Origin of the sequence: Parvimonas sp. M20 (assembly GCF_035282425.1) — a bacterium.
GTDB lineage: Bacteria > Bacillota > Clostridia > Tissierellales > Peptoniphilaceae > Parvimonas.
This window is the reverse complement of record NZ_JAYKBQ010000001.1, coordinates 77,628-97,609: the sequence shown is the minus strand read 5'-3', so window position 1 is coordinate 97,609 and position 19,982 is coordinate 77,628. Positions and strand designations below refer to the sequence as shown.

18 protein-coding genes and 1 CRISPR repeat array (1 of these 19 only partly in view) are annotated in these 19,982 nt (G+C 27.3%); of the genes, 2 read left to right on the top strand and 16 right to left on the bottom strand.

Going from position 1 to position 19,982, the window contains the following annotated elements:
- Positions 1-126: 126 nt before the first annotated feature.
- Entirely contained in the window at positions 127-546 is a 420-nt protein-coding gene (locus VJI93_RS00410; protein WP_040597093.1) for a nuclear transport factor 2 family protein, read from the top strand.
- Positions 547-694: 148 nt separating this feature from the next.
- Here the strand turns inward: VJI93_RS00410 and VJI93_RS00405 are convergent, their stop codons facing one another.
- The 13 genes from VJI93_RS00405 to VJI93_RS00345 form a co-directional block, all read right to left on the bottom strand.
- Positions 695-1,156, bottom strand: a complete 462-nt coding sequence (locus VJI93_RS00405) for a flavodoxin (protein WP_323998495.1) — start codon at positions 1,154-1,156, stop codon at positions 695-697.
- Positions 1,157-1,272: 116 nt separating this feature from the next.
- A complete protein-coding gene (locus VJI93_RS00400) occupies positions 1,273-2,325 on the bottom strand; it encodes an FRG domain-containing protein (RefSeq protein ID WP_323998493.1) in 1,053 nt (350 codons plus the stop codon).
- Between the two features lie 35 nt (positions 2,326-2,360).
- Positions 2,361-3,569, bottom strand: coding sequence for a diaminopropionate ammonia-lyase (locus VJI93_RS00395; RefSeq protein ID WP_323998492.1), 1,209 nt, complete (start codon positions 3,567-3,569; stop codon positions 2,361-2,363).
- Positions 3,562-4,200 carry a GNAT family N-acetyltransferase gene (locus VJI93_RS00390; RefSeq protein WP_323998491.1) on the bottom strand — a complete coding sequence of 213 codons (639 nt, stop codon included), beginning with the start codon at positions 4,198-4,200 and terminating at the stop codon, positions 3,562-3,564. Before VJI93_RS00390 ends, VJI93_RS00395 begins: the two co-directional genes overlap by 8 nt.
- Before the next feature lie 48 nt (positions 4,201-4,248).
- On the bottom strand, positions 4,249-5,562 hold the full coding sequence (rlmD, locus tag VJI93_RS00385; protein WP_323998489.1) for a 23S rRNA (uracil(1939)-C(5))-methyltransferase RlmD: 1,314 nt from the start codon (positions 5,560-5,562) through the stop codon (positions 4,249-4,251).
- On the bottom strand, positions 5,562-6,641 hold the full coding sequence (locus VJI93_RS00380; RefSeq protein ID WP_323998487.1) for a ribonuclease E/G: 1,080 nt from the start codon (positions 6,639-6,641) through the stop codon (positions 5,562-5,564). Before VJI93_RS00380 ends, rlmD begins: the two co-directional genes overlap by 1 nt.
- 9 nt (positions 6,642-6,650) lie before the next feature.
- On the bottom strand, positions 6,651-6,914 hold the full coding sequence (locus tag VJI93_RS00375; protein ID WP_323998485.1) for a hypothetical protein: 264 nt from the start codon (positions 6,912-6,914) through the stop codon (positions 6,651-6,653).
- Positions 6,915-6,990: 76 nt separating this feature from the next.
- Complete coding sequence (groL, locus tag VJI93_RS00370) at positions 6,991-8,622, bottom strand: chaperonin GroEL (RefSeq protein ID WP_323998483.1); 1,632 nt, start codon at positions 8,620-8,622, stop codon at positions 6,991-6,993.
- A gap of 12 nt (positions 8,623-8,634) precedes the next feature.
- Positions 8,635-8,919, bottom strand: coding sequence for a co-chaperone GroES (locus VJI93_RS00365; RefSeq protein ID WP_323998481.1), 285 nt, complete (start codon positions 8,917-8,919; stop codon positions 8,635-8,637).
- 224 nt (positions 8,920-9,143) lie between these two features.
- On the bottom strand, positions 9,144-11,030 hold the full coding sequence (locus tag VJI93_RS00360; protein WP_323998479.1) for a hypothetical protein: 1,887 nt from the start codon (positions 11,028-11,030) through the stop codon (positions 9,144-9,146).
- 9 nt (positions 11,031-11,039) lie between these two features.
- Positions 11,040-12,071 carry a metal ABC transporter substrate-binding protein gene (locus VJI93_RS00355; protein ID WP_323998478.1) on the bottom strand — a complete coding sequence of 344 codons (1,032 nt, stop codon included), beginning with the start codon at positions 12,069-12,071 and terminating at the stop codon, positions 11,040-11,042.
- 151 nt (positions 12,072-12,222) lie between these two features.
- A complete protein-coding gene (locus VJI93_RS00350) occupies positions 12,223-13,272 on the bottom strand; it encodes a ribonucleotide-diphosphate reductase subunit beta (protein ID WP_323998477.1) in 1,050 nt (349 codons plus the stop codon).
- A 12-nt stretch (positions 13,273-13,284) separates the two neighbouring features.
- A complete protein-coding gene (locus VJI93_RS00345) occupies positions 13,285-15,810 on the bottom strand; it encodes a ribonucleoside-diphosphate reductase subunit alpha (protein ID WP_323998646.1) in 2,526 nt (841 codons plus the stop codon).
- Positions 15,811-16,045: 235 nt separating this feature from the next.
- Between VJI93_RS00345 and trmB the strand changes: the two genes are divergently transcribed.
- The gene (gene trmB, locus VJI93_RS00340) at positions 16,046-16,681 is read left to right on the top strand and encodes a tRNA (guanosine(46)-N7)-methyltransferase TrmB (RefSeq protein WP_323998476.1); all 636 of its coding nucleotides are present in this window, start codon (positions 16,046-16,048) and stop codon (positions 16,679-16,681) included.
- 69 nt (positions 16,682-16,750) lie between these two features.
- Here trmB and VJI93_RS00335 read toward each other — a convergent pair whose 3' ends face one another.
- From VJI93_RS00335 to VJI93_RS00325, 3 genes are all read right to left on the bottom strand, one after another.
- Positions 16,751-17,452: an HAD family hydrolase gene (locus tag VJI93_RS00335; RefSeq protein ID WP_323998475.1), complete on the bottom strand. Its 702-nt coding sequence runs from the start codon at positions 17,450-17,452 to the stop codon at positions 16,751-16,753.
- 181 nt (positions 17,453-17,633) lie between these two features.
- Complete coding sequence (locus tag VJI93_RS00330; protein ID WP_323998474.1) at positions 17,634-18,437, bottom strand: hypothetical protein; 804 nt, start codon at positions 18,435-18,437, stop codon at positions 17,634-17,636.
- Positions 18,438-18,468: 31 nt separating this feature from the next.
- Entirely contained in the window at positions 18,469-19,230 is a 762-nt protein-coding gene (locus VJI93_RS00325; protein ID WP_323998473.1) for a hypothetical protein, read from the bottom strand.
- 219 nt (positions 19,231-19,449) lie between these two features.
- Positions 19,450-19,982: a CRISPR direct-repeat array (repeat unit 30 nt; unit sequence ATTTACATTACAGTATGTTTCTATTTAAAC) (it continues 556 nt past the right edge of the window).

Here is a 19,982-nt window from a genome sequence, read left to right as displayed (position 1 = left end):
AAAAACAATTTTTTGAAGGTCAGTTTTTAAATATAAAACTATATATAAAATGTGTTATAATGATAAAAACATTCTTTTAATTGTGTTTATTTAATTGATTGAGAATTGCTTATATGGTGGTGTATGATGAATAAAAAAGAAAAAATAATTCAACTATGGTTTGATATGTGGATAAAACAAAAAGATTTAGGAATAGATGAAATTTTTACAGAAGATGTTATTTACACAGAAAGTTGGAGCCCCAAATATGAAAATCGTGAAACAGTAAAATTATGGTTTAATGAATGGAATAATCGTGGAATTGTAATAGATTGGACAATTAAACAATTTTTTCATAAAGGTAATCAAACTATTGTAGAATGGTATTTTAAGAATAAAATGAATAATGGAAGTATCGAAGATTTTGACGGGATTTCTCTTATTGTATGGACTGATGACAATAAAATAAAAGAATTAAAAGAATTCGGCTGTAATCGAAACAACTATAATCCTTATCAAAATGGAAAAATACCAAAATTTAGGGATGAAAAAACAAATTGGTTTTAATCATTTCCAACTCAAATAATTAAGAATAATTTAAAAGGAATGTCTCCTATTAATTGTGGATTACATTCCTTTAATAATTTCTGTATTTTTAAATCCAGTTCAATTAAATGACTGCTTTTTTTTATTTTAAGTATCAAAATCCTACATACTATAATTCTTTAACTTTTTCAATCCATTTGTTAAAGTTCGTCTTAAATATTATAGCTTTGCTATATGGAAGATATATCTCTGCATTACCAATAAATTCTTTAAGAGTATTTAAAGTTGTCTTAACATTAGTAGATCCAGATGTTGAAAAAGGAACCACCTTTTTTCCATCTAAATTATAATTCTTTAAATAATCTAATACAATCATTGGAGGTTTACTAAACCAAATTGGATAGCCTACTAAAACAACATCAACATCGGAAATATCTACTACTGGAGCTACATATTTTGCAGTTACGTCCTTTTTCTTTTCATCCATTGCTCTTCCAATAGCCTTAAAATATGAACCATAAGAAACCTCAGGTTCAATACTTATCATATCACAACCAAGACTTTCTTGTATTTTTGTTGCAACTTTTTTAGTTTTTCCACTATTTGAATAATAAAAAATAATAGCTTTCATATTTACCTCCTTATTTTCTGTTAAATTCAACTATTTGTAAAAACAACTTTACTATTTCTATTTACCTAAGATTTATAATTAAATTCAGCTAATATATACCCATATTTAAAATATTTTTATTCAAGTAGAGATTCTGAAACATGTTCAATATCTGGATAAATAAATCCTTTTGTTATTCCTAACTGTTCTAGTTCATTCCTAATTGCCCTTTTATCTCCACCATTAATTTTAATACAATTAAAATTAATCTCATATCTTTCCTTATTTTTTTCATCATACTTTTCAGTTTTCAAAACTAAATTAAGTTCGGAAATAGAATTACTTATTTCTTTTTGGATTTCTCCTAAACTTCCTTTTGAATTAGTATATTTAGGAAATATAAAAGCTCCTTGTTGTTGTCTAACTCTATCTGTTGTTTTAGCTGGAAGAACTAAATGAGACTTACTCAAGTCTTCAAAAATTCTTATTGGATAAATCAACTTTTCCTGAACCTTTGCTCTTTGGTTTAGAACTTCCATAAATTTTTTAACTGATTCTTTAACTTTATCATCTATATCAGATATTTGCATAAATTCATCTAAAGAAATATTACGCAATTTATTAAAATTCTCTTTAAGCGATTCACAAGCTAAAATAAAATCATCAATTAAAGATTGCCTCATAAAATTTAAAGCACATTTTATAGCGATTGTATGGCCTGTATCAAATTTTTCAGTTTCTGGATAAGCATGATAAATATAAATATATCCCGGTTCATTATCATCTTTTTCTACAGCAAAATAAAGAGCAATCAAAGGGCTTTTAGTAATATCTAACATTCTAGTTACTGCCCCATAATGTTGTAATTCAGATATCATTCTAACTAAAGAAGTGTTCTCGCCATAATCATCTTTTCCTAATTCATTTAACAATGTTCTATAATAATATTCACTTCCGTTTTTTACCAATTTTTCTTTTCTATATAATGTAGGAACACGATAATTATAGAATTTACTTTCTCCTCTAAAGTATAAATGCTCATCTTTTATCATATCTTCAACATTAATTTTTTTACCCTTTACTTTTTCGTTAGATTCCTCTAACTCTTTTTTTAAAAGCTTTTTATGTTGCAAAATATCTCTAAGTATAGTACTAACATTTCTTCTAACAATTGTAACATTTTTATCCATAAATAATCACGCTCCTTTGTTTAGTTTTTAATTTATTATTTAAAAGTTCCATCTACAATTCTTCTATAATTTTCTGGATTGGTATCTCCTTCGGTATTAATTAAAAGGATAACTGAATTTTCATCTATTCTAATTTTTTTCTTCATCTCTTCCATAGAAGGTTCTGCCAAAACTCCAAGTAATGCACCCATTGTTGAAGCACCTGATTCTCCAGAAATAATTTTTAAATCTTCCCCTTCATTAAAAGCATAGGCTCTCATTCCATCAACTGCCATTTCATCAGAACCGGAAATGTAAAAATCAGTATAATTCCATATAATTGGCCAAATAAGACTACAAGTTGTTCCGCAATTCAATCCTGCCATAATAGTTGTTGGAGCTCCACCTACAGAATAAGATTTTCCATCTCCTATCTCAGCAGAACGATAAATACAATCGGCAACATTTGACTCCACAATAGTAAATATAGGTTTGTTATTTTTATAATGTTCTACAAAATATGCAATCATTCCTCCAGCCATTGAACCAACTCCTGCCTGTAAAAAAATATGTGTAGGAATGACATTTAAGTTTTCTAACTCTTCAGTAATTTCATAAGCCATTGTGAGATACCCTTGAATAATCCATGTCGGAATTTTCTCATATCCATCCCAAGAAGTATCTTGAATTAATATCCAACCATACTTTTTACTAATTTCTAAAGCATATTTTACTGTATCATCATAACTTAAATTTGTAATCTCTACCTCTGCTGGTCCAACTTTACGAATTGCCTCTGCACGAACTTCTGCTGTTCCATAAGGCATATAAACATAAGCTTTACATCCAAATATTCCTGATGCCCAAGACACACCTCTACCATGATTTCCATCAGTACATGTTACAAACTCAATCTTTTCAAGTCTTTTTTTATACTTTTCAGATAACAAATCACTTAAACTTGTAGTATCAGGATTAAGACTTAATTCATCACATAAAATTCTAAACATTGCATAGCTTCCACCTAGCCCTTTAAATGCATTTAGTGAAAAACGCTTTGATTCATCTTTTACATAGATTGCACCAACATTCAACTTTGAAGCCAAATTAGAAAGACAAATTAGTGGAGTTTTCTTATATTCCTCAATTTGTTTATGAAATTTTAATACAGCCTTCGCCTGTTCTTCTCCATATAATTTTATATCCAATTCCTTTTTTGTATTTGAACTTTCAAGAACTTTTATCTTTTCAAATTTACTATTCATTGTAAAATAACTCCTTTTTTGTCAAAACATGCCATATTGTTTTGTTTTCAAAACCACATTTTAAATATAAATTTTCAGGATTACTTTTATTATTTATTTTCCCAGAAACAGTAACAAAATCTGCTTTTTTCTTTAATCTATACAATAATTCATTTACAATAACTGTTCCAAATCCTTTTTTTCTATAATCTTTTGAAACTTGAATCCAATCCAAATATCCCTCTTTTATTTCATCATCAAATTCAGCAATTCCTGTAGCAACTATTTTTTTATTATATTTATCAAAAATACAAATCCACAATTCCTCATCATATACTATACGATTTTTATAAGACTCTAATTCTTTAATTGTTATTCCCTCATCATCATAACAACTATTTATATGAATGGCAAATTCTTCAATACTAGATTTGTAAAAAATAAAATTCTCAGGAAGATTACATAAAATAATATTATTTAAGTTGTGAACTAATTTAAAATAAATATCATCATTAAAATCTTTTAATAGCTCTTTTGAAAAATACTTATCATTAATTATTTTCATATTATCTGGAACTTTGAATTTTTTACTTTTCCAGTATGACAAAGCAGAGTATTCAGTTGGGTTTTCTAAATATTTTTTCTCGCTCATTTTACCTCCTATAAAAATATTAAAGTATACATAGTATTATTCCTATTCTTATACCTTTTCAATCAAAACAACCACTTCACAATGTGCTGTTTTACTAAACATATCGCAAAGCTTTACTTTCCTTAAATCAAATCCACCGTCAATAAAAAGTTTTAAATCTCTTGTTAATGTTGCTCCGTTGCAACTTACATATACAACTTTTTTTATATTACTTTTGATAATAGTATCTACAACCTTTTTATCTAGTCCTTTTCGTGGAGGATCTACGGAAATTATATCAATATTATTATTTTTTAAGATTTCCTCAATCTTTTCTTCACTTTTTCCATATAGAAACTCAACATTTTTCACATCATTTAGTTTTAAATTTTCTTTAGCGTCTTTTACTGCATCTTTTACAATTTCTACACCGATTACTTTTTTAAAATTTTCTGAAAAATATATACTTGTAGTTCCTATTCCGGAATATAAATCCAACAAATTCTTATCTTTATTTTCTCCTAAAAATTCTTTAGCTATTTTATATAAATTTTCAGTTTGAAATCTATTTACTTGGAAAAAGCTCTTTGGGGAAATATTAAATTCATATTTTCCTATTTTATCAGTAAAATTTTTCTTTAAGAATATTAACTTACTTTCTTGTCCCATAATTATACTTGCTTTTTTAGGATTTATATTTATATATCCACTTACCAATTTTTCATATTCACTTAAACTTTTTACAAAATTTTGAGCTTCTACTATATTTTCTTTTACAACAACTGTAATCATAATTTCAGAATTGAAATTTGACCTTATACTGATATTTTTCAAAATTCCTTCGTCTGTATTTACATCATAGGATTTAATTTTAAATTGTTTTAATTTTGCTTGTAAAAATGATAAAAATTCATTTATGCTCTCATTACTTAATGGACAATTCTCAAGTTTAATTTTACTTTCCCCATTATCCACACAGTAACAAAGTTCAAAATTTTCATTTGTCTTTAATTCAATTTTATTTCTATAATTTAAGTTATTTTTATTCTCTAAAATTTCAACATCTTCTAATTCTATACCTGTATTTTTTCTAAGACTGTCTAAAAACATCTTTTTCTTTAATTCAAGTTCTTTTTCATATTTTAGATTTATAAAATGATAGATATCTGTTAGTTTTTCATCGTATAAATTTTCTCTATATTCACTATATTTCAAATATTTTTTTACATATCCGTTAGAAAATTTTTTCTTTTTTTGTGTTATTTCAACATCGACAATATCTCCAACAAGTCCACCTTTTACAAAAACTATTCCTTCTTCACTTTTTGCAACTCCAAGTCCCTCATTGGTATTATCAATTATTTCTAAATTTTTTAATTCCATTATTTTCCTCTTTGTCTTGTAATTTCATATAATCCAAGTTTTGTAAATCCGTGAAAATTCCAAATCTTATTGTCAAAGATTTGTATTTCCTTAATTTTTTCTTCTAAAATTTCTTTTTCTTTTGTTTTCATATTTATAAAATCTACAATTATTATCCCTGAAATATCTCTAAAAGAAATCTGTCTAATAATTTCTTCAATTGCTATTAAATTTACACTTAAAGCATTTTTACTTTTATTTATTTCACTTGTTTTTTTCTTTGAATTTACATCTATTACTGTAAGAGCTTCCGTTTTTTCTATAACTATATTTATATCTTCAACTTCAATTGTTTTTTTATTTAATCCCTCAAGATATACTCCAATATTGTAGTCATATCTTGGAGAATATTCATCATTGTATTTTAATTCATTTTTCAAAAATTTATTATCTTTAAAACTTTTATATAGCTCTTTATCATTTAATATACAGGAATATTTTTCATTTTCAAATAAAAAGTCCTCTAAAAAATTCTCCTTTTTGTAAATTAATTTAGGAACAGGTAAATTATTTAAACTATCCACTATTTCTTGCATTTTTTCTACATTTTTTCTTATATCATTCAATAAAGTATATTCATCGCAATCGACACTTTTTGTTCTCAATTTTACTGAAAAATTTGATTTTATATTTTTTATCTGCTCCAAGTCAAAATTATATTCTTTTAATTTTTTTGAAATCAAAATATCTTCTCTATTTTTGTAAGATATAACTGAAAACATTGAAGAAACAGAAAAATTCATTGAAACATTAGGTGCTTTTTCTCCTGCATTAATTTTGTAAATTTCAACAAATATTACATCTCCAACTTTTACTTCTCCAATAGTATCTTTGAAGTCTAAAAATCCATTTTTTCCATTTTTAAGTTCTACAAAAAAACATTGTAATGCATCAACTTTTTTTACAACCCTTGCTCTATATATGTCTCCAATTTCAAAATCACTAAATTTTTTTAAGAAATAGGCGTTTAATTTTGAATTTATAACTTTTCCATATTCAATTTTTTCTTCATCTTTGTATATAAATAAATAATCTTTCAAAACTTTCTCCTATTCAACATATTCAAAATTATTCTTTTTATATAGAATTTTTTTCATCAACCCACAAAAATATACACAAAAAATATAATTAAGCTGTGCGAGATTATAATTATACTCTAAAATTAAATTTCTATCTTCTCTTATATTTTTCTCTTCACTTAAAATCTTCAATTTTTTAAAAATTTTATTAAATTTATAATAATAAAAACTTTGATGTATCACTAAAATAGAAATACTAACTAAAAACATAATATTAAAAAATAATTTAATCATAAAAACTCCATAAAAAAAGAACTTGGTTTATCCAAGTTCTATTTTACCATAAATTTAACTATAAGTTAACTGCTTTCTACATATATCCCATTCCAGGATTCATTCCGCCAGGCATTTGTCCCATTGGTTCATCTTTAGTTACATCTGCAACTGCAGCTTCTGTTGTTAAAACCATTGATGCAACGCTTGATGCATTTTGAAGAGCTGATCTTGTAACTTTTGTAGGGTCAACAATTCCACTTTCAAGCATATTTACATATTTTTCACTTAAAGCATCAAAACCAATTCCAGCTTCCGCGTTCTTAACATTTTCAACGATAACTGAACCTTCTAAACCTGCATTAATTGCAATTTGCCTAACTGGTTCTTCAAGTGCTTTAACAATTATATTAACACCTGTTCTTTCATCTCCATTAGTTTCTTCAAGAAGTGCTTTAACTTTTGGAATTACATTTAACAATACAGTTCCACCGCCAGGAACAATACCTTCTTCTACCGCTGCTCTTGTAGCTGCAAGTGCATCTTCTATTCTTAACTTTCTTTCTTTAAGTTCTGTTTCAGTAGCTGCACCAACTTGAATTACTGCAACTCCTCCAGCAAGTTTAGCAAGTCTTTCTTGTAATTTATCTCTATCATATTCAGAATCGCTTATTTCTATTTGATTTCTAATTAAAGCAACTCTTTCTTCTATAGCTGATTGTTCACCTGCTCCATTTACGATAACAGTAAGTTCTTTTCCAACAGTTACCCTTCTTGCTTTACCTAACATTTCAATAGAAGTTTCTTTTAATTCATATCCTAAATCTTCTGAAATAACTGTACCACCTGTTAAAATTGCAATATCTTGTAGCATATCTTTTCTTCTATCACCAAAAGCAGGTGCTTTTACAGCTACACAGTTAAATGTTCCTCTTAATTTATTAACAACAAGTGTTGCCATTGCTTCGCCTTCTACATCGTCAGCAATAATTAAAAGTGGTTTTCCTTGTTGAACAATTTGTTCTAATACAGGTAAAACTTCTTGAATATTAGTAATCTTTTTATCAGTAATTAAAATATATGGATCTTCAAGTTCAGCTTCCATTTTTTCAGTATTAGTTACCATATAAGGAGAAACATATCCTCTATCAAATTGCATACCTTCAACAACTTCTAAAGTTGTTCCCATACTTCTGGATTCTTCAACTGTGATAACACCATCTTTTCCAACTTTTTCCATTGCATCAGAAATTAATTTTCCAACTTCTTCATCAGCTGCAGAAATTGATGCTACTTGAGCAATACTTTCTTTTGTTTCAACAGGTTTTGAAAATTCTTTAATTCCTTCAACTGCCTTTTCAACTGCCTTTTTAATTCCCTTTTGAATAATCATAGGATTTGCTCCGGCTGCAACATTCTTTAATCCTTCTCTAATAATTGCTTGAGCTAAAAGTGTTGCTGTAGTTGTACCATCACCTGCAACATCATTTGTCTTAGTTGCAACTTCTTTAACAAGTTGAGCTCCCATATTTTCATAAGGATCTTCCAATTCAATTTCTCTTGCAATAGTAACACCATCATTTGTAATAAGTGGTGAACCGAATTTTTTATCTAAAACTACATTTCTTCCTTTAGGTCCAAGAGTAACTTTAACTGTATCTGAAAGTTTATTAATACCAGCTTCCATTCCTTTTCTTGCTTCTTCATTAAATTTAATTTCTTTAGCCATTTAAAAAACCTCCTAATCTTCAACTACTGCTAAAACATCAGCAATTTTTACAACAATATATTCTTTTTTATCAAGTTTAACTTCAGTTCCTGCATATTTTGAGAAAATTACTTTATCTCCAACTTTAATTAAATCTTTTTTATCTTCATCTTTTAAAATTTCATCACCAATTGCCAAAACTTTAGCAACACTTGGTGCCTCTTTTGCAGAAGTAGGAAGAACTATCCCAGAACTTGTCTTTTCTTCTACCTCAACCATTTCTATAACTAATTTATCTCCTATTGGTTTTAATTTCATAATATCCCTCCTATTAAAGTTATTAGCAGTCTATTAACTTGAGTGCTAATTAATTACAGATATATTATACCACATAAAATATAATTTATAAACATATTTAGAAAAAAATTTTTTTAATCAAAAAATTTTATTTAAAATAAACTTATTTACAAAAAATCACTCAAATACAGATTTTAATCCATATTTGAGTGATTTAAATTTAGAATATTAATTAAATTGTAAAATTAATTATTTTTTTCTCTCTTTTCTTCTTTGTTTTCATCTGATTTTGTTGGTTTATCTGTATTTAATTTTTCTTCATTTTTCTTTTCATCAACTTTTTTATCTTCAGACTTTGTAGTAGAGTTTTTAGTTTCTTTTTCAGATTTATCTACACTTGGAAGTTTTTTATCTTCTTCATTTTGTTTAGGTAATTCTGTAGCATCTTCCTTTTCTTCAGACTTTTTCTCATTTGAATCAGCTTTTTTTGGAATTTGTGGAAGTTTCTTTTTATATCTAATTTCTCCATTTACCTTTTCAAAATCAGCTAAACTGAATGTATATGTTTCTCCATTTGCATAAACATATGCAATATCACCTATAGTATAAGCATCCATTTCATCTTCTAAATTATACACTTTTCTAAGATATTTCAATACTTCTTCTCTATCAACAGTTACTTTTGATTCAATATCTTTACCAGGATTTTGAATTATATATTTCAAAGCAGCTACTATTTCTTTTGCTGTACAATCTCCATATTGACCTGCTTTTGCATTTTGAATAATTTGTTTTATAGTTATAGCATGATAGTGATTTCCATGTAACCAGTAGAATATTCCCTTTTTCACTCCATTTGAACCATAAACAGGTAATGTTGTATCCAAATCTCCATAATGTCTCATCGCTCTAAGGTTACTGTCCAGATATGGGATTACTTTGTCTTTTATTTCAGCTTTTACACTTTCATAAGTAAATAATTCTTTTTCATCTACACCTATATCTGAGTGATCACTTCCCTCTTTAATATATTCAGCATTAGGATAACGGCTTCTAGGGTTTTCATGAACAACTCCAACTTCCTTATCTCCCACATATAAATGCCAATGATCTCCATGATCTACAATTTTTGTTACACCTTTTGGCCATTCAAATGGTTTTTTATTTTCGTCTCCATGACTTCCCTTATATTCGCCAAACTCAGCTTCAGGATAAAGAGATCTCGGGTCAGTATATGTTATTCCTTCATTTCCTTTTGAATCATAAATATGATAATGGTCTCCATGTTTTAAAATTTTTACTATATCATATCTGTTAACAGGATCTTTTCCCAAAACATTTATTATATTTAAATTTTTTCTAGCTTCGTATAATTTCTCACTAGCACTTGGAACATTAGGTTTCTCACTTGGTTTTTCTTTCTCTGTATTATCTTGTGAATCTCCGTGATTTCCTTGATATTCTCCGACTTCTGCATCAGGATATTTTGAGGTTGGATCTGTGTAGCTAATATATTCTTTACCACTTGCAGTATAAATGTGCCAATGATCTCCATGTCTCAAAATTTTTACTACTCTATCCTTTTTCTCTTCAATAATATTTGCATGTGAATAGTTATTTGAATTTCTTCTGTTTCTATGTGAATTATGTGAACCTACATAAGTTCCTACTGTAATATTAGGAAACATACTTGATGGATCTTCATAAGTTAAATATTCATTCCCATCAGCTGTATAAACATGCCAGTGATCTCCATGTTTTAATATTGATGTTACATTTAATCCTCTTAATTTATTTCTTGAAACAACACTAACAAGAGATAATGAATTTCCATTTCCCAATTTTGAAGGATCTGTATAAGTAATATGTTCTTTACCGTCTTTAGTAAACACATGCCAATGATCTCCATGTTTATAAGATCTTACAATATCATCTTTTTTTATTTCAGCATCAATTAAAACTTCTGTTGTTTCATCTTTTTTATATTTCGTTTCTTTTTCGACAAATTCAAAGTTTTTAGAAGTACTTTGTTTTGTTTCTTCCTTTTTCTTCGTACAACTTGCAAGTAAAACTGCACTACAAACTAAAATTAAATTCATTTTTGTAATTTTCTTTTTTAAATTTTTACTCATAATCTCCTCCTATTCATTAAAAGATTTAACTAAAGCTTTTAAATTTAATTCCATTAATTTTAAATATCCCATTTTAATTTCTTCATCTGTCAAATTTTCCATTGTGTATAAAGTATCAGTCTTTGTGTTTGTGTTTTTAGCAAGAGTTTCTGCAACTTTTGGAGTTGCTTTTCCTTCAAAGAAAATTGTATTTATCTTATACTTCTTAACAAAGTCGGCAATTTTTTGAAGTTGCTTTGCTGATGGTTCATCCTCTGGTGATATACCTGTTACTGCAACTTGCTTTAATCCATAATCATTTGCTAAATAGTTGAAAGCAGCATGACTTACAACAAAATACTTTTGTTTACTCTTAACTTTTGAAAGCTCTGTTTCAAATTTTTTATCTAAAGCTCTAAATTCATCTTGTGCTTTTTTTAGATTTTCCTTGTAATAAGCTTCATTTTCAGGGTCTATAGAAGAAACTTTTTTATAAATAGTGTCAAGTTGTATAATAGCATTTTTTACACTAAGCCATGTATGTGGATTTGTTTTATCATGTCCATGTTTATGATCATGTCCGTGTTTATGATTATGTCCATGTTCATCGTCATGTTTGTCCCCATCTTTATGTTCTCCGTGTTCTTCTTCCTCTTCCAATCCATCTCCACTTTCTAACAAAGTCAATCCTTGTGATAGATTTAAAAATTTATTTTTATCCTTAACAGTATCTTCAATAGCAGAAATAAAAGACTCCATATTTGCACCATTATAAATAATCAAGTCTGCTTTTACAATTTCCTGCATATCTCCCGCTTTAAGTTCAAAGGAATGTGGTTCTTGATTTCCTTTTATTATTGTTTTAACCTCCATTTTATCCCCAACAATTCTCTTTGTAAGATCTGTTACAGGGAAAAAAGTTGTATAAATAACTTTCTTATTTCCTTTTTGTTCTGTAGTTTTTTGCTCTTTATTTTTTTCATCTTTATTTGATGAACAAGCAACTAAAAACATACAGCTAATCATAATAATTGAAATAATTTTTTTCAATTTTATATTCATAAATAATCCTCCTTAAAATTTCTTTAATGCAAATAATTCTTATTTGTGTTAATATTATACTACTATTAATTTATTTTTGCAATAGCTAAAATCAAAATTTTTGTAAAAAAAACTACTTAATTGAAAAATCAAAAAAGTAGTTTTTATATTTTTATAAATCATCTAAATCGTCATCAATTATACTTGATTTTGAATATGCTGAAGGCTTTGCTTCAAAGAAATCTGTCTTTATCGCATTTGGATCAGAATATTCACTAACCCACTTCATACTTTCAGGTTCTTCATCATAACCATCATAAAGTTTTCCAAAGTTTAAAGCTGTACTTCTAAGGTTTCCAAGATATTTAATATAATCTTCAACCATTTGCATTGTAAGACCAGGAATGTTTTCTCCCAAAACATATTTCCCCCAAGCAATTTCTTGTTCTACACCTGTTTTAATCATATCTTTATATACAGCAACTTTTTCTTCTGTAAATAATTCTGGTTCTTCATTTTGTAATTCTAAAAGCATTTTTTTGAATAACCAAAGATGTGTATTTTCATCTCTGTTTATATATCTGATTTCTTGTACTGAGCCCGGCATTTTCCCATTTCTTCCTAAATTATAGAAGAACATAAATCCTGAATAAAAATAAACCCCTTCAAGAATATAATTTGCAACCATAGTCTTTACTAGACTGTATGGATCTTTATTTTCTTGGAACTCATTATATAAATCTCCAATGAATTTATTTCTTGCAAGAAGATGTTCATCATCTCTCCATTGATATAAAATATTTGTTCTTTCTTCAGGAGAACATATACTATCTAACATATATCCATAACTTTGAGAATGAATAGCTTCTTGATAAGCTTGGATAGTGAGACAAAGATTGATTTCATTTGCTGTAATATACTCTCCGATATATGGAAGATTAGCAGTTTGAATGCTGTCTAAAAATATAAGAAAACTTAAAACTTTATCAAAAGCAGTTTTTTCATATTCATCCAACATTTTATAATCTTTTAAATCTTGGAACAAATTTATTTCTTCCGGAATCCAAAAATTATTCATGGCATTACGATACCATTCAGTTGTCCAAGTATATTTTACATTGTTAAAATCATTCAAATTTGTTGTATTTCCATTTATCATTTTTCTTTTTGATAATTCAATATCGCCATTTTCATTAAATAGAGCTTTTTTATTTAATTCCATAATCTCTCCTTCCTATGCTGAACAGCTATCACATTCTTCAATATCTAAACTCTTACTTCTTATATAGTAAATACTCTTTAAACCAACTTCACAAGATAAAATCAAAAGTTTTAAAATTTGACTCATCTTATAATCTGTAGTGATATAAAGATTTAAACTTTGTCCTTGATCAATATGTCTCTGTCTAACTCCACCCGCTTTTATAGACCAAGTTTGATCTACTTCGTGAGCATTTTCATATAGCCAAAAAGTTTCAGGAGTTAAATCAGGAGCAACTCTCGGAATAATTGAACCTTTTTTCTCTTCAAGGAAATATCTCATCATAACAGGATCTACACCTGCTGTAGTTCCTGCAATAATTGAAGTTGAACCTGTAGGAGCTACTGCTAAAAGATAAGCATTTCTAAGTCCGTTTTTAGCAACTTTTTCTTTCAGTTCAATCCATTCCTTAGAATTATATTCTCTTTTTTCAAAATATTTTCCATTTTGCCATTCTGAACCTTCAAAATACTTATAACTTCCCTTTTCTTCAGCAATTTTTGAACTTTCTTTAATAGCAAAATAATTTATTTTTTCATAAACTTTATCCATAAATTCTAAATGTTCTTCAGTTTGCCACATAATTTTATTTTTTACAAGAGCATGATGATATCCGCTTGTTCCAAGTCCAATTGCTCTATATTTTGAATTTGTTATTTTTGCAAAAGGTGTTGGATAGTAGTTTAAGTCAATTACATTATCTAATGCTCTAATCATTGTAGAAACTACAAATTCCATTTCTTCATCATTTTTTAGGTCAATATTTCCAAGAACTAAGCTCGCAAGGTTACAAACTACAAAATCTCCTGCTTTAACATCAGTTACAACATGATCTTCTCCATCTATTTGTAAAATTTTATCTTCAACATCTAAAATTTCTTTCATATTTTGCATTATTTCTGTACAAAGATTTGATGAGTAAATCATTCCTTTATGTGAATTTGGATTTGCATTATTTGCATTATCTCTATTAAAAATAAATGGAGTTCCGGTTTCAACTTGACTCTTTAAAATCAATTTAACTAAATCCTTAACAGTTAAAATTCTTTTATCAAGTCTTGGCTCTTTAATACAAAGTCTGTATTTTTCTTCCCACTCTTTTCCATAAAAATCTTCCAAGCAAAAGCCCATTACTTCCTTTACTTCATGTGGGCAGAATAAGTACCAATTAGAATTGATATTTTCTTTTGCTAAACGCCAGAATAAATTAGGGAAACAAATTGCAGGGAAAACATCATGAGCCTTCATTCTGTCATCTCCATTATTTGTTCTAAGGTTTAAAAACTCAGGAATATCTCTATGCCATACATCTAAATAAACAGCACAAGAACCCTGTCTAACACCTAGTTGATCAACTGCAACTGCTGTGTCATTTGCAAGTTTAATCCATCTGATAACACCACCTGCAACACCCTTAAATCCACGAATATCTGAACCACTTGCACGAACTTTCCCAAAATATAGTCCCATTCCGCCACCATGTTTAGAAACTTGAGCAAAATTGTCTATACTTCTGTAAATTCCTTTTAGTGTATCAGGAACGGTATCTATGAAACAAGAAGAAAGTTGATGGAACGGCTTTCTTGCATTTGACATTGTAGGAGTTGCTACAGTTGCCTTTAAATTACTAAGCACGTCATAAACTTTTTTTGCAAAAGAAACTCTATCTTTTTCAGGAATTGCAAGATGCATAGCAATGCCCATAAACATTTCTTGCATTGTTTCAATTACTTTTTTATGTGAATCACAAATTAAATATCTCTTATATACTAAATCTAAAGATGAATAAGTAAATAACTCATCTCTACTGTTATCTATATACTTTTCAAGCTCGTCAATATCATCACTTGAATAATTTTCTAAAATATATTCTCCATATAAACTAGCTTTTGTTAAAACTTGTATCTTTGATTTAAAATCAACAATATGCCATTCTTTCTCATAATTTACAATTTCATTATGAATTTTATAAGCATAAATTCTAGCAGAAATATACTCCCAATTTGGATTTTCCTTTGAAGTTAATTCGGAAGATGCCTTTATCAAAAGCTCAACTTTTTCATTCAAAGTTGAATTTGGTTTAACAAAAGACAAAAACTTTCTACATAATATATCAAGCTCATAACCTTCTGTTGAAAAATCTTTTTGAATTTTAGCAAGAACTTCAATTAAACTTTCATCTTCAATATATTCTCTAAAAGAATTTAATTCTTTTCTTAATGAATTTCTCTTTTCTCTATATAAGATATAGCTTTTCAAAGTTTCATAATGATTATTCTTAGTTAAAGTCTTTTCAACATAATCTTGAATTTCTTCAACACTTATACTTGAATTTTCTGCCTTATCTTGTAAAATACTTTCAAAAACCTCTTCTGCCAATCGTTTTGAAAGTAACTTTTTATCTTCATCACCAACACTAATAAATGCTTTATAAATTGCATTTTCTATCTTTGAAATATCAAATGATACTTCTGATAAATCTCTCTTTATAATCCTCAACAAAATCACCTCCGCAAATTTATACCCATTATAAAACAAAATATATATAGAAATTAAATTTTATTTTTAACTATATATAGTATGTTTTGTGGTATTTCTAAAAATATTTTGGTGGATATAAAAATATTACTATTAGTAGTTAAAAAATTTTTTAAATTTTTTATAAAATAAATATAAAATTCAAAAATATGATATAATAATTATGATGAAAAAATTTTTTATGAAAGGAAAATTAATGAGACTTAGAAAAAAATGGTGGGCAGTCCCGGAAATGAAAGAAAATGCTCAAGTAATATTTGATGCAGAAAACTTAAAAGGAAAATGGAATGAAAAATTTAAAAACAACAATCCTATAAATCTTGAACTCGGTTGTGGAAAAGGAAAATTTATAAGCGAAATTGCTGATATTAACAAGGACATTAATTACTGTATATTGGACTTGGACACAAATGCTATTGTATATGCTACTAGAAAAATCAGAGACTTAGAATTATCAAATGTTCGAGCAATTCCAACAAATATAGAAAAAATAGATGAGTTTTTTAACGAAAATTCTATATCCAGAATTTACATAAACTTCTGTAACCCTTGGCCAAAGAAAAGACATCATAAAAGAAGATTAACTCATCCTAACTTTTTAGCAAAATACAATAAGTTACTTATAGAAGAAGGAGAAATTCACTTCAAAACAGATGATGACGATCTTTTCGAAGCAAGTTTGGAATACTTTAACGAAAATGGATTTGAAGTAATTCTAATCACTTATGACTTAGCAAACTTTGACTATCCACAAAATATAGAAACAGAATATGAAAATAAATTCAAATCCTTAGGAATAAAAATAAAATTTTTAATAGCCAAGAAGAAATAATTTTAAAAAAACATACAAAAAGACAGCAATTCATACAATTGTTGTCTTTTTAATTTATACATATTTCAATTATAAAGTTTTTAATTTTTCAATTAAATCTTTAAAACTTCCTTTTTCACAATTTACTTCACATTCAGGATAAGTATAAAGATAATCCGTTACTAAATAACAATTCATCCCGGCACTACTCGCTGCAAATATATCCTGCCTTTCATCATTTCCAATCATCAAACAGTCCTTAGGTTCAACATCCAGTTTTTCACATAAATCTAAATAATATTTAGGATTCGGCTTAGAAAAAGAACTATTACTATAATGAGTAACATAATCGAAGTCATCAATATCAAGTCCTGTCCATTTCAATCTAACTAATGCATCTATAGGAAAAACCGGATTAGTAGCAAGAACAACTTTCCTTCCATTCTTCTTCGCAAGTTCAACTGCAACTTTTGCTAGATTATTTTCAGTTGAACACTTCTTTAGCTTAGTGAAAAACTCATTTGCATAAAATTTTTGCAATACTTCTTTCACATCAGATAAATCAATATTTATAATACTCGTAAACTTATCCCAAAAAGCATCTTCATTAGTTTTCTTCCCATCATTTTTAATTATTTCATGAGTCGCAGTCCAAATAGCTTCAACAAGTTTCTTACTTTCAATATTATAAACAGAAAACACTTTTGACAATTCTGTAAAATAAATATCAACAAATAATTTCTCATCCAAAGGAAGCAAAGTTCCATCCAAATCAAATAATATAGCTTTCATTTTTCCTCCTTAAATATTATTAATTACATCATAAATTATGTAAAAAATAACATTAATTTAAAACTTAAAATCTTTTAAGTAATATATATTATAACGATTTGTATATAATTTTGCAAATGATAAAAAAATATTACTACCACATCCAACAATTCCGCCAGAATTAGAACACAATAAAATATTTCTAAGACTTTTTCTGCTTTTTAATGCCCAACTTCTTCATCATTTTTTTCCCAAGATCTGAATCCGAATTTGACGATATCGTTTCTTTATAATGTTTTTCATCGTTTTTCATCCATTCTTCAACGAATTTACCATAAAACTCTGTTTCTATTTTTACCCTATATCCAATTGAATAAATACCAGTAAACATCAACATGCAATCTTCCTTAGAAATTTTGTAACGTTCAACTAAGTTGTCTAAAAAATTTTTAGTGTATTCTTCTCCAAATTCAAGCAACATTCCACGCACAGGCCATTTAAATGAATCTACATGGCCAGTATAAAATGCGCAAACACATTCTCTTGCAACATGTTCACTTACAAGAGATGTAGATGCCAAAAATCTATTTTCTATATCACCCATACATACTATACAACATCTTTTACGAGGAATCTTCTTTGGCATATCATCAGTATCACAAGCCAGCCATTTCTTAACTGCCATTTCTTCTTCCGGTGAGCACTCACCTTTAAGAAATTCCCTTTCATAAGAATACCTATGAATTTTTTCAAATATAAATTCTTTTCCGTAACCAATTTTAGCTAATTCGAGTAAAAAATGGAAACTTGTTCTGTAAGATTTATTTTTCGCTGTTCTATATACTTTTTCTGCAATTTCAGGATTATTAACAATAAGATTTTTTAATGCCTTTTCTTCTTTTGTAATATAGATATTTTTTGATATAAGTTCTCTTAGAGTAATTTCCTCTTCACTCAAAATTTCTTTTTTTTTAAACAAATTAGTAATTAAATTTAATAATTTCATATAAACTCTTTTCAACTCCTTATATCCTACTTTAAATTGAAAGTAATTTCTTATAGTATTGCTCTCTTATATCATCACTTGTAAAAGAGATTTTTTCAAAATGAGAGAGTGCTTCTTCTTTTAAATTTAAACGATATAAGATGAATACTCTTAAGACTACAAGTTCCGGATTAATAAATCTATAATAATAATTTTCCATATTTAAGTCTATTCTGCTCAGTACAGACTCTAATGTATTTGTAGCATTGTAATATCGTTTAATAGTTGGAAGCAATGCTTTTAACTTTTTTTGAAAATCTTTTGTCATATCTACGATTATATCTTTAGAATTATTTTCATTGTAATAAATCCTAGATACAATAACTCTATCATATGCTTTTCTTTTTCTTTCACTTCTACCGCTACTGTCGTAAAAATCCTTTGACACTTCGTATATATGTGTAAAAACACTTTTATCTGTTCTTGTCCAGACAACTTTACCACGAGAGTACTTCGGCATAAATTTAAAATTCCATCCCCATTTAAAAGTTGCATAAGCACTATTTATCCAAAAGAATGAAAGCACCTTCCTCATTCCCATACTGTTATATTCACTTGCCCATAAATAATCTCCAATTTGCTTCATTTGTAACTCTTTTTCAATAATCGGAGTAATATGTTCTCTAATAAGCACTTTCCATTCTGCTGCAGAAAGTTCAAAATACTTACTTGATGTAAGTTCGACTTTTTTAGGCAAATCATTATTTTTAAAATTACCAGTAAAAAAACACTTTATCTTCTGTATAAATGACAATTATATTCCTCCTCACTTAATCATTCAAATGTATAAAATAAAATTTCCACAACAAAAATCTTATATTTTACAAAATATTAACATTTCTATCAATATTTATAATAAACAATTCATATATTATTTAGCTGATAATTCACTCAATTTCTATACTATATTTCAATTCCAATAGATTTCTATTAAAACTTTTAATTTATTTACTAATTGTCTATATTATATCATATTTATATTACAGTATGTTTCTATTTAAACAAAACCCAAATGGATATGGTTCTATTATCAAACTTTCATTTACATTACAGTATGTTTCTATTTAAACTTTGATAAAGTGGAAGATATTTCGGAACAATTTTTATTTACATTACAGTATGTTTCTATTTAAACGCAGTAACAAGTGGAAAACTACTAGGAGCAACAAAATTTACATTACAGTATGTTTCTATTTAAACATAAAATCAGTTAATGATACAGTTAATCATCAAACATTTACATTACAGTATGTTTCTATTTAAACTTTGTTGTTTCTTTAAAGCCTAATAACAAGTAAAAAATTTACATTACAGTATGTTTCTATTTAAACAAAGTTATTTTATCAAAACAAGCCCATTTTTTCCATATTTACATTACAGTATGTTTCTATTTAAACTAGAAACTCAACCCATTGGAAAAATACTGAAATTCTAATTTACATTACAGTATGTTTCTATTTAAACTAAAATCAGAAATATAACTGAATATGGGCTTGCTCTATTTAC

Bases quoted from the DNA above. Each gene is read 5' to 3' on its own strand.
- rlmD (WP_323998489.1), bottom strand. From the start codon at position 5,562: ATGGAATTAAAAAATTTAGAAATAATTGATAATACCAATGAGGGACTT.
- VJI93_RS00405 (WP_323998495.1), bottom strand. From the start codon at position 1,156: ATGAAAGCTATTATTTTTTATTATTCAAATAGTGGAAAAACTAAAAAA.
- VJI93_RS00330 (WP_323998474.1), bottom strand. From the start codon at position 18,437: ATGAAATTATTAAATTTAATTACTAATTTGTTTAAAAAAAAAGAAATT.
- groL (WP_323998483.1), bottom strand. From the start codon at position 8,622: ATGGCTAAAGAAATTAAATTTAATGAAGAAGCAAGAAAAGGAATGGAA.
- VJI93_RS00390 (WP_323998491.1), bottom strand. From the start codon at position 4,200: ATGAGCGAGAAAAAATATTTAGAAAACCCAACTGAATACTCTGCTTTG.
- VJI93_RS00400 (WP_323998493.1), bottom strand. From the start codon at position 2,325: ATGGATAAAAATGTTACAATTGTTAGAAGAAATGTTAGTACTATACTT.
- VJI93_RS00395 (WP_323998492.1), bottom strand. From the start codon at position 3,569: ATGAATAGTAAATTTGAAAAGATAAAAGTTCTTGAAAGTTCAAATACA.
- VJI93_RS00365 (WP_323998481.1), bottom strand. From the start codon at position 8,919: ATGAAATTAAAACCAATAGGAGATAAATTAGTTATAGAAATGGTTGAG.
- VJI93_RS00360 (WP_323998479.1), bottom strand. From the start codon at position 11,030: ATGAGTAAAAATTTAAAAAAGAAAATTACAAAAATGAATTTAATTTTA.
- VJI93_RS00410 (WP_040597093.1), top strand. From the start codon at position 127: ATGAATAAAAAAGAAAAAATAATTCAACTATGGTTTGATATGTGGATA.
- VJI93_RS00375 (WP_323998485.1), bottom strand. From the start codon at position 6,914: ATGATTAAATTATTTTTTAATATTATGTTTTTAGTTAGTATTTCTATT.
- trmB (WP_323998476.1), top strand. From the start codon at position 16,046: ATGAGACTTAGAAAAAAATGGTGGGCAGTCCCGGAAATGAAAGAAAAT.
- VJI93_RS00355 (WP_323998478.1), bottom strand. From the start codon at position 12,071: ATGAATATAAAATTGAAAAAAATTATTTCAATTATTATGATTAGCTGT.
- VJI93_RS00350 (WP_323998477.1), bottom strand. From the start codon at position 13,272: ATGGAATTAAATAAAAAAGCTCTATTTAATGAAAATGGCGATATTGAA.
- VJI93_RS00335 (WP_323998475.1), bottom strand. From the start codon at position 17,452: ATGAAAGCTATATTATTTGATTTGGATGGAACTTTGCTTCCTTTGGAT.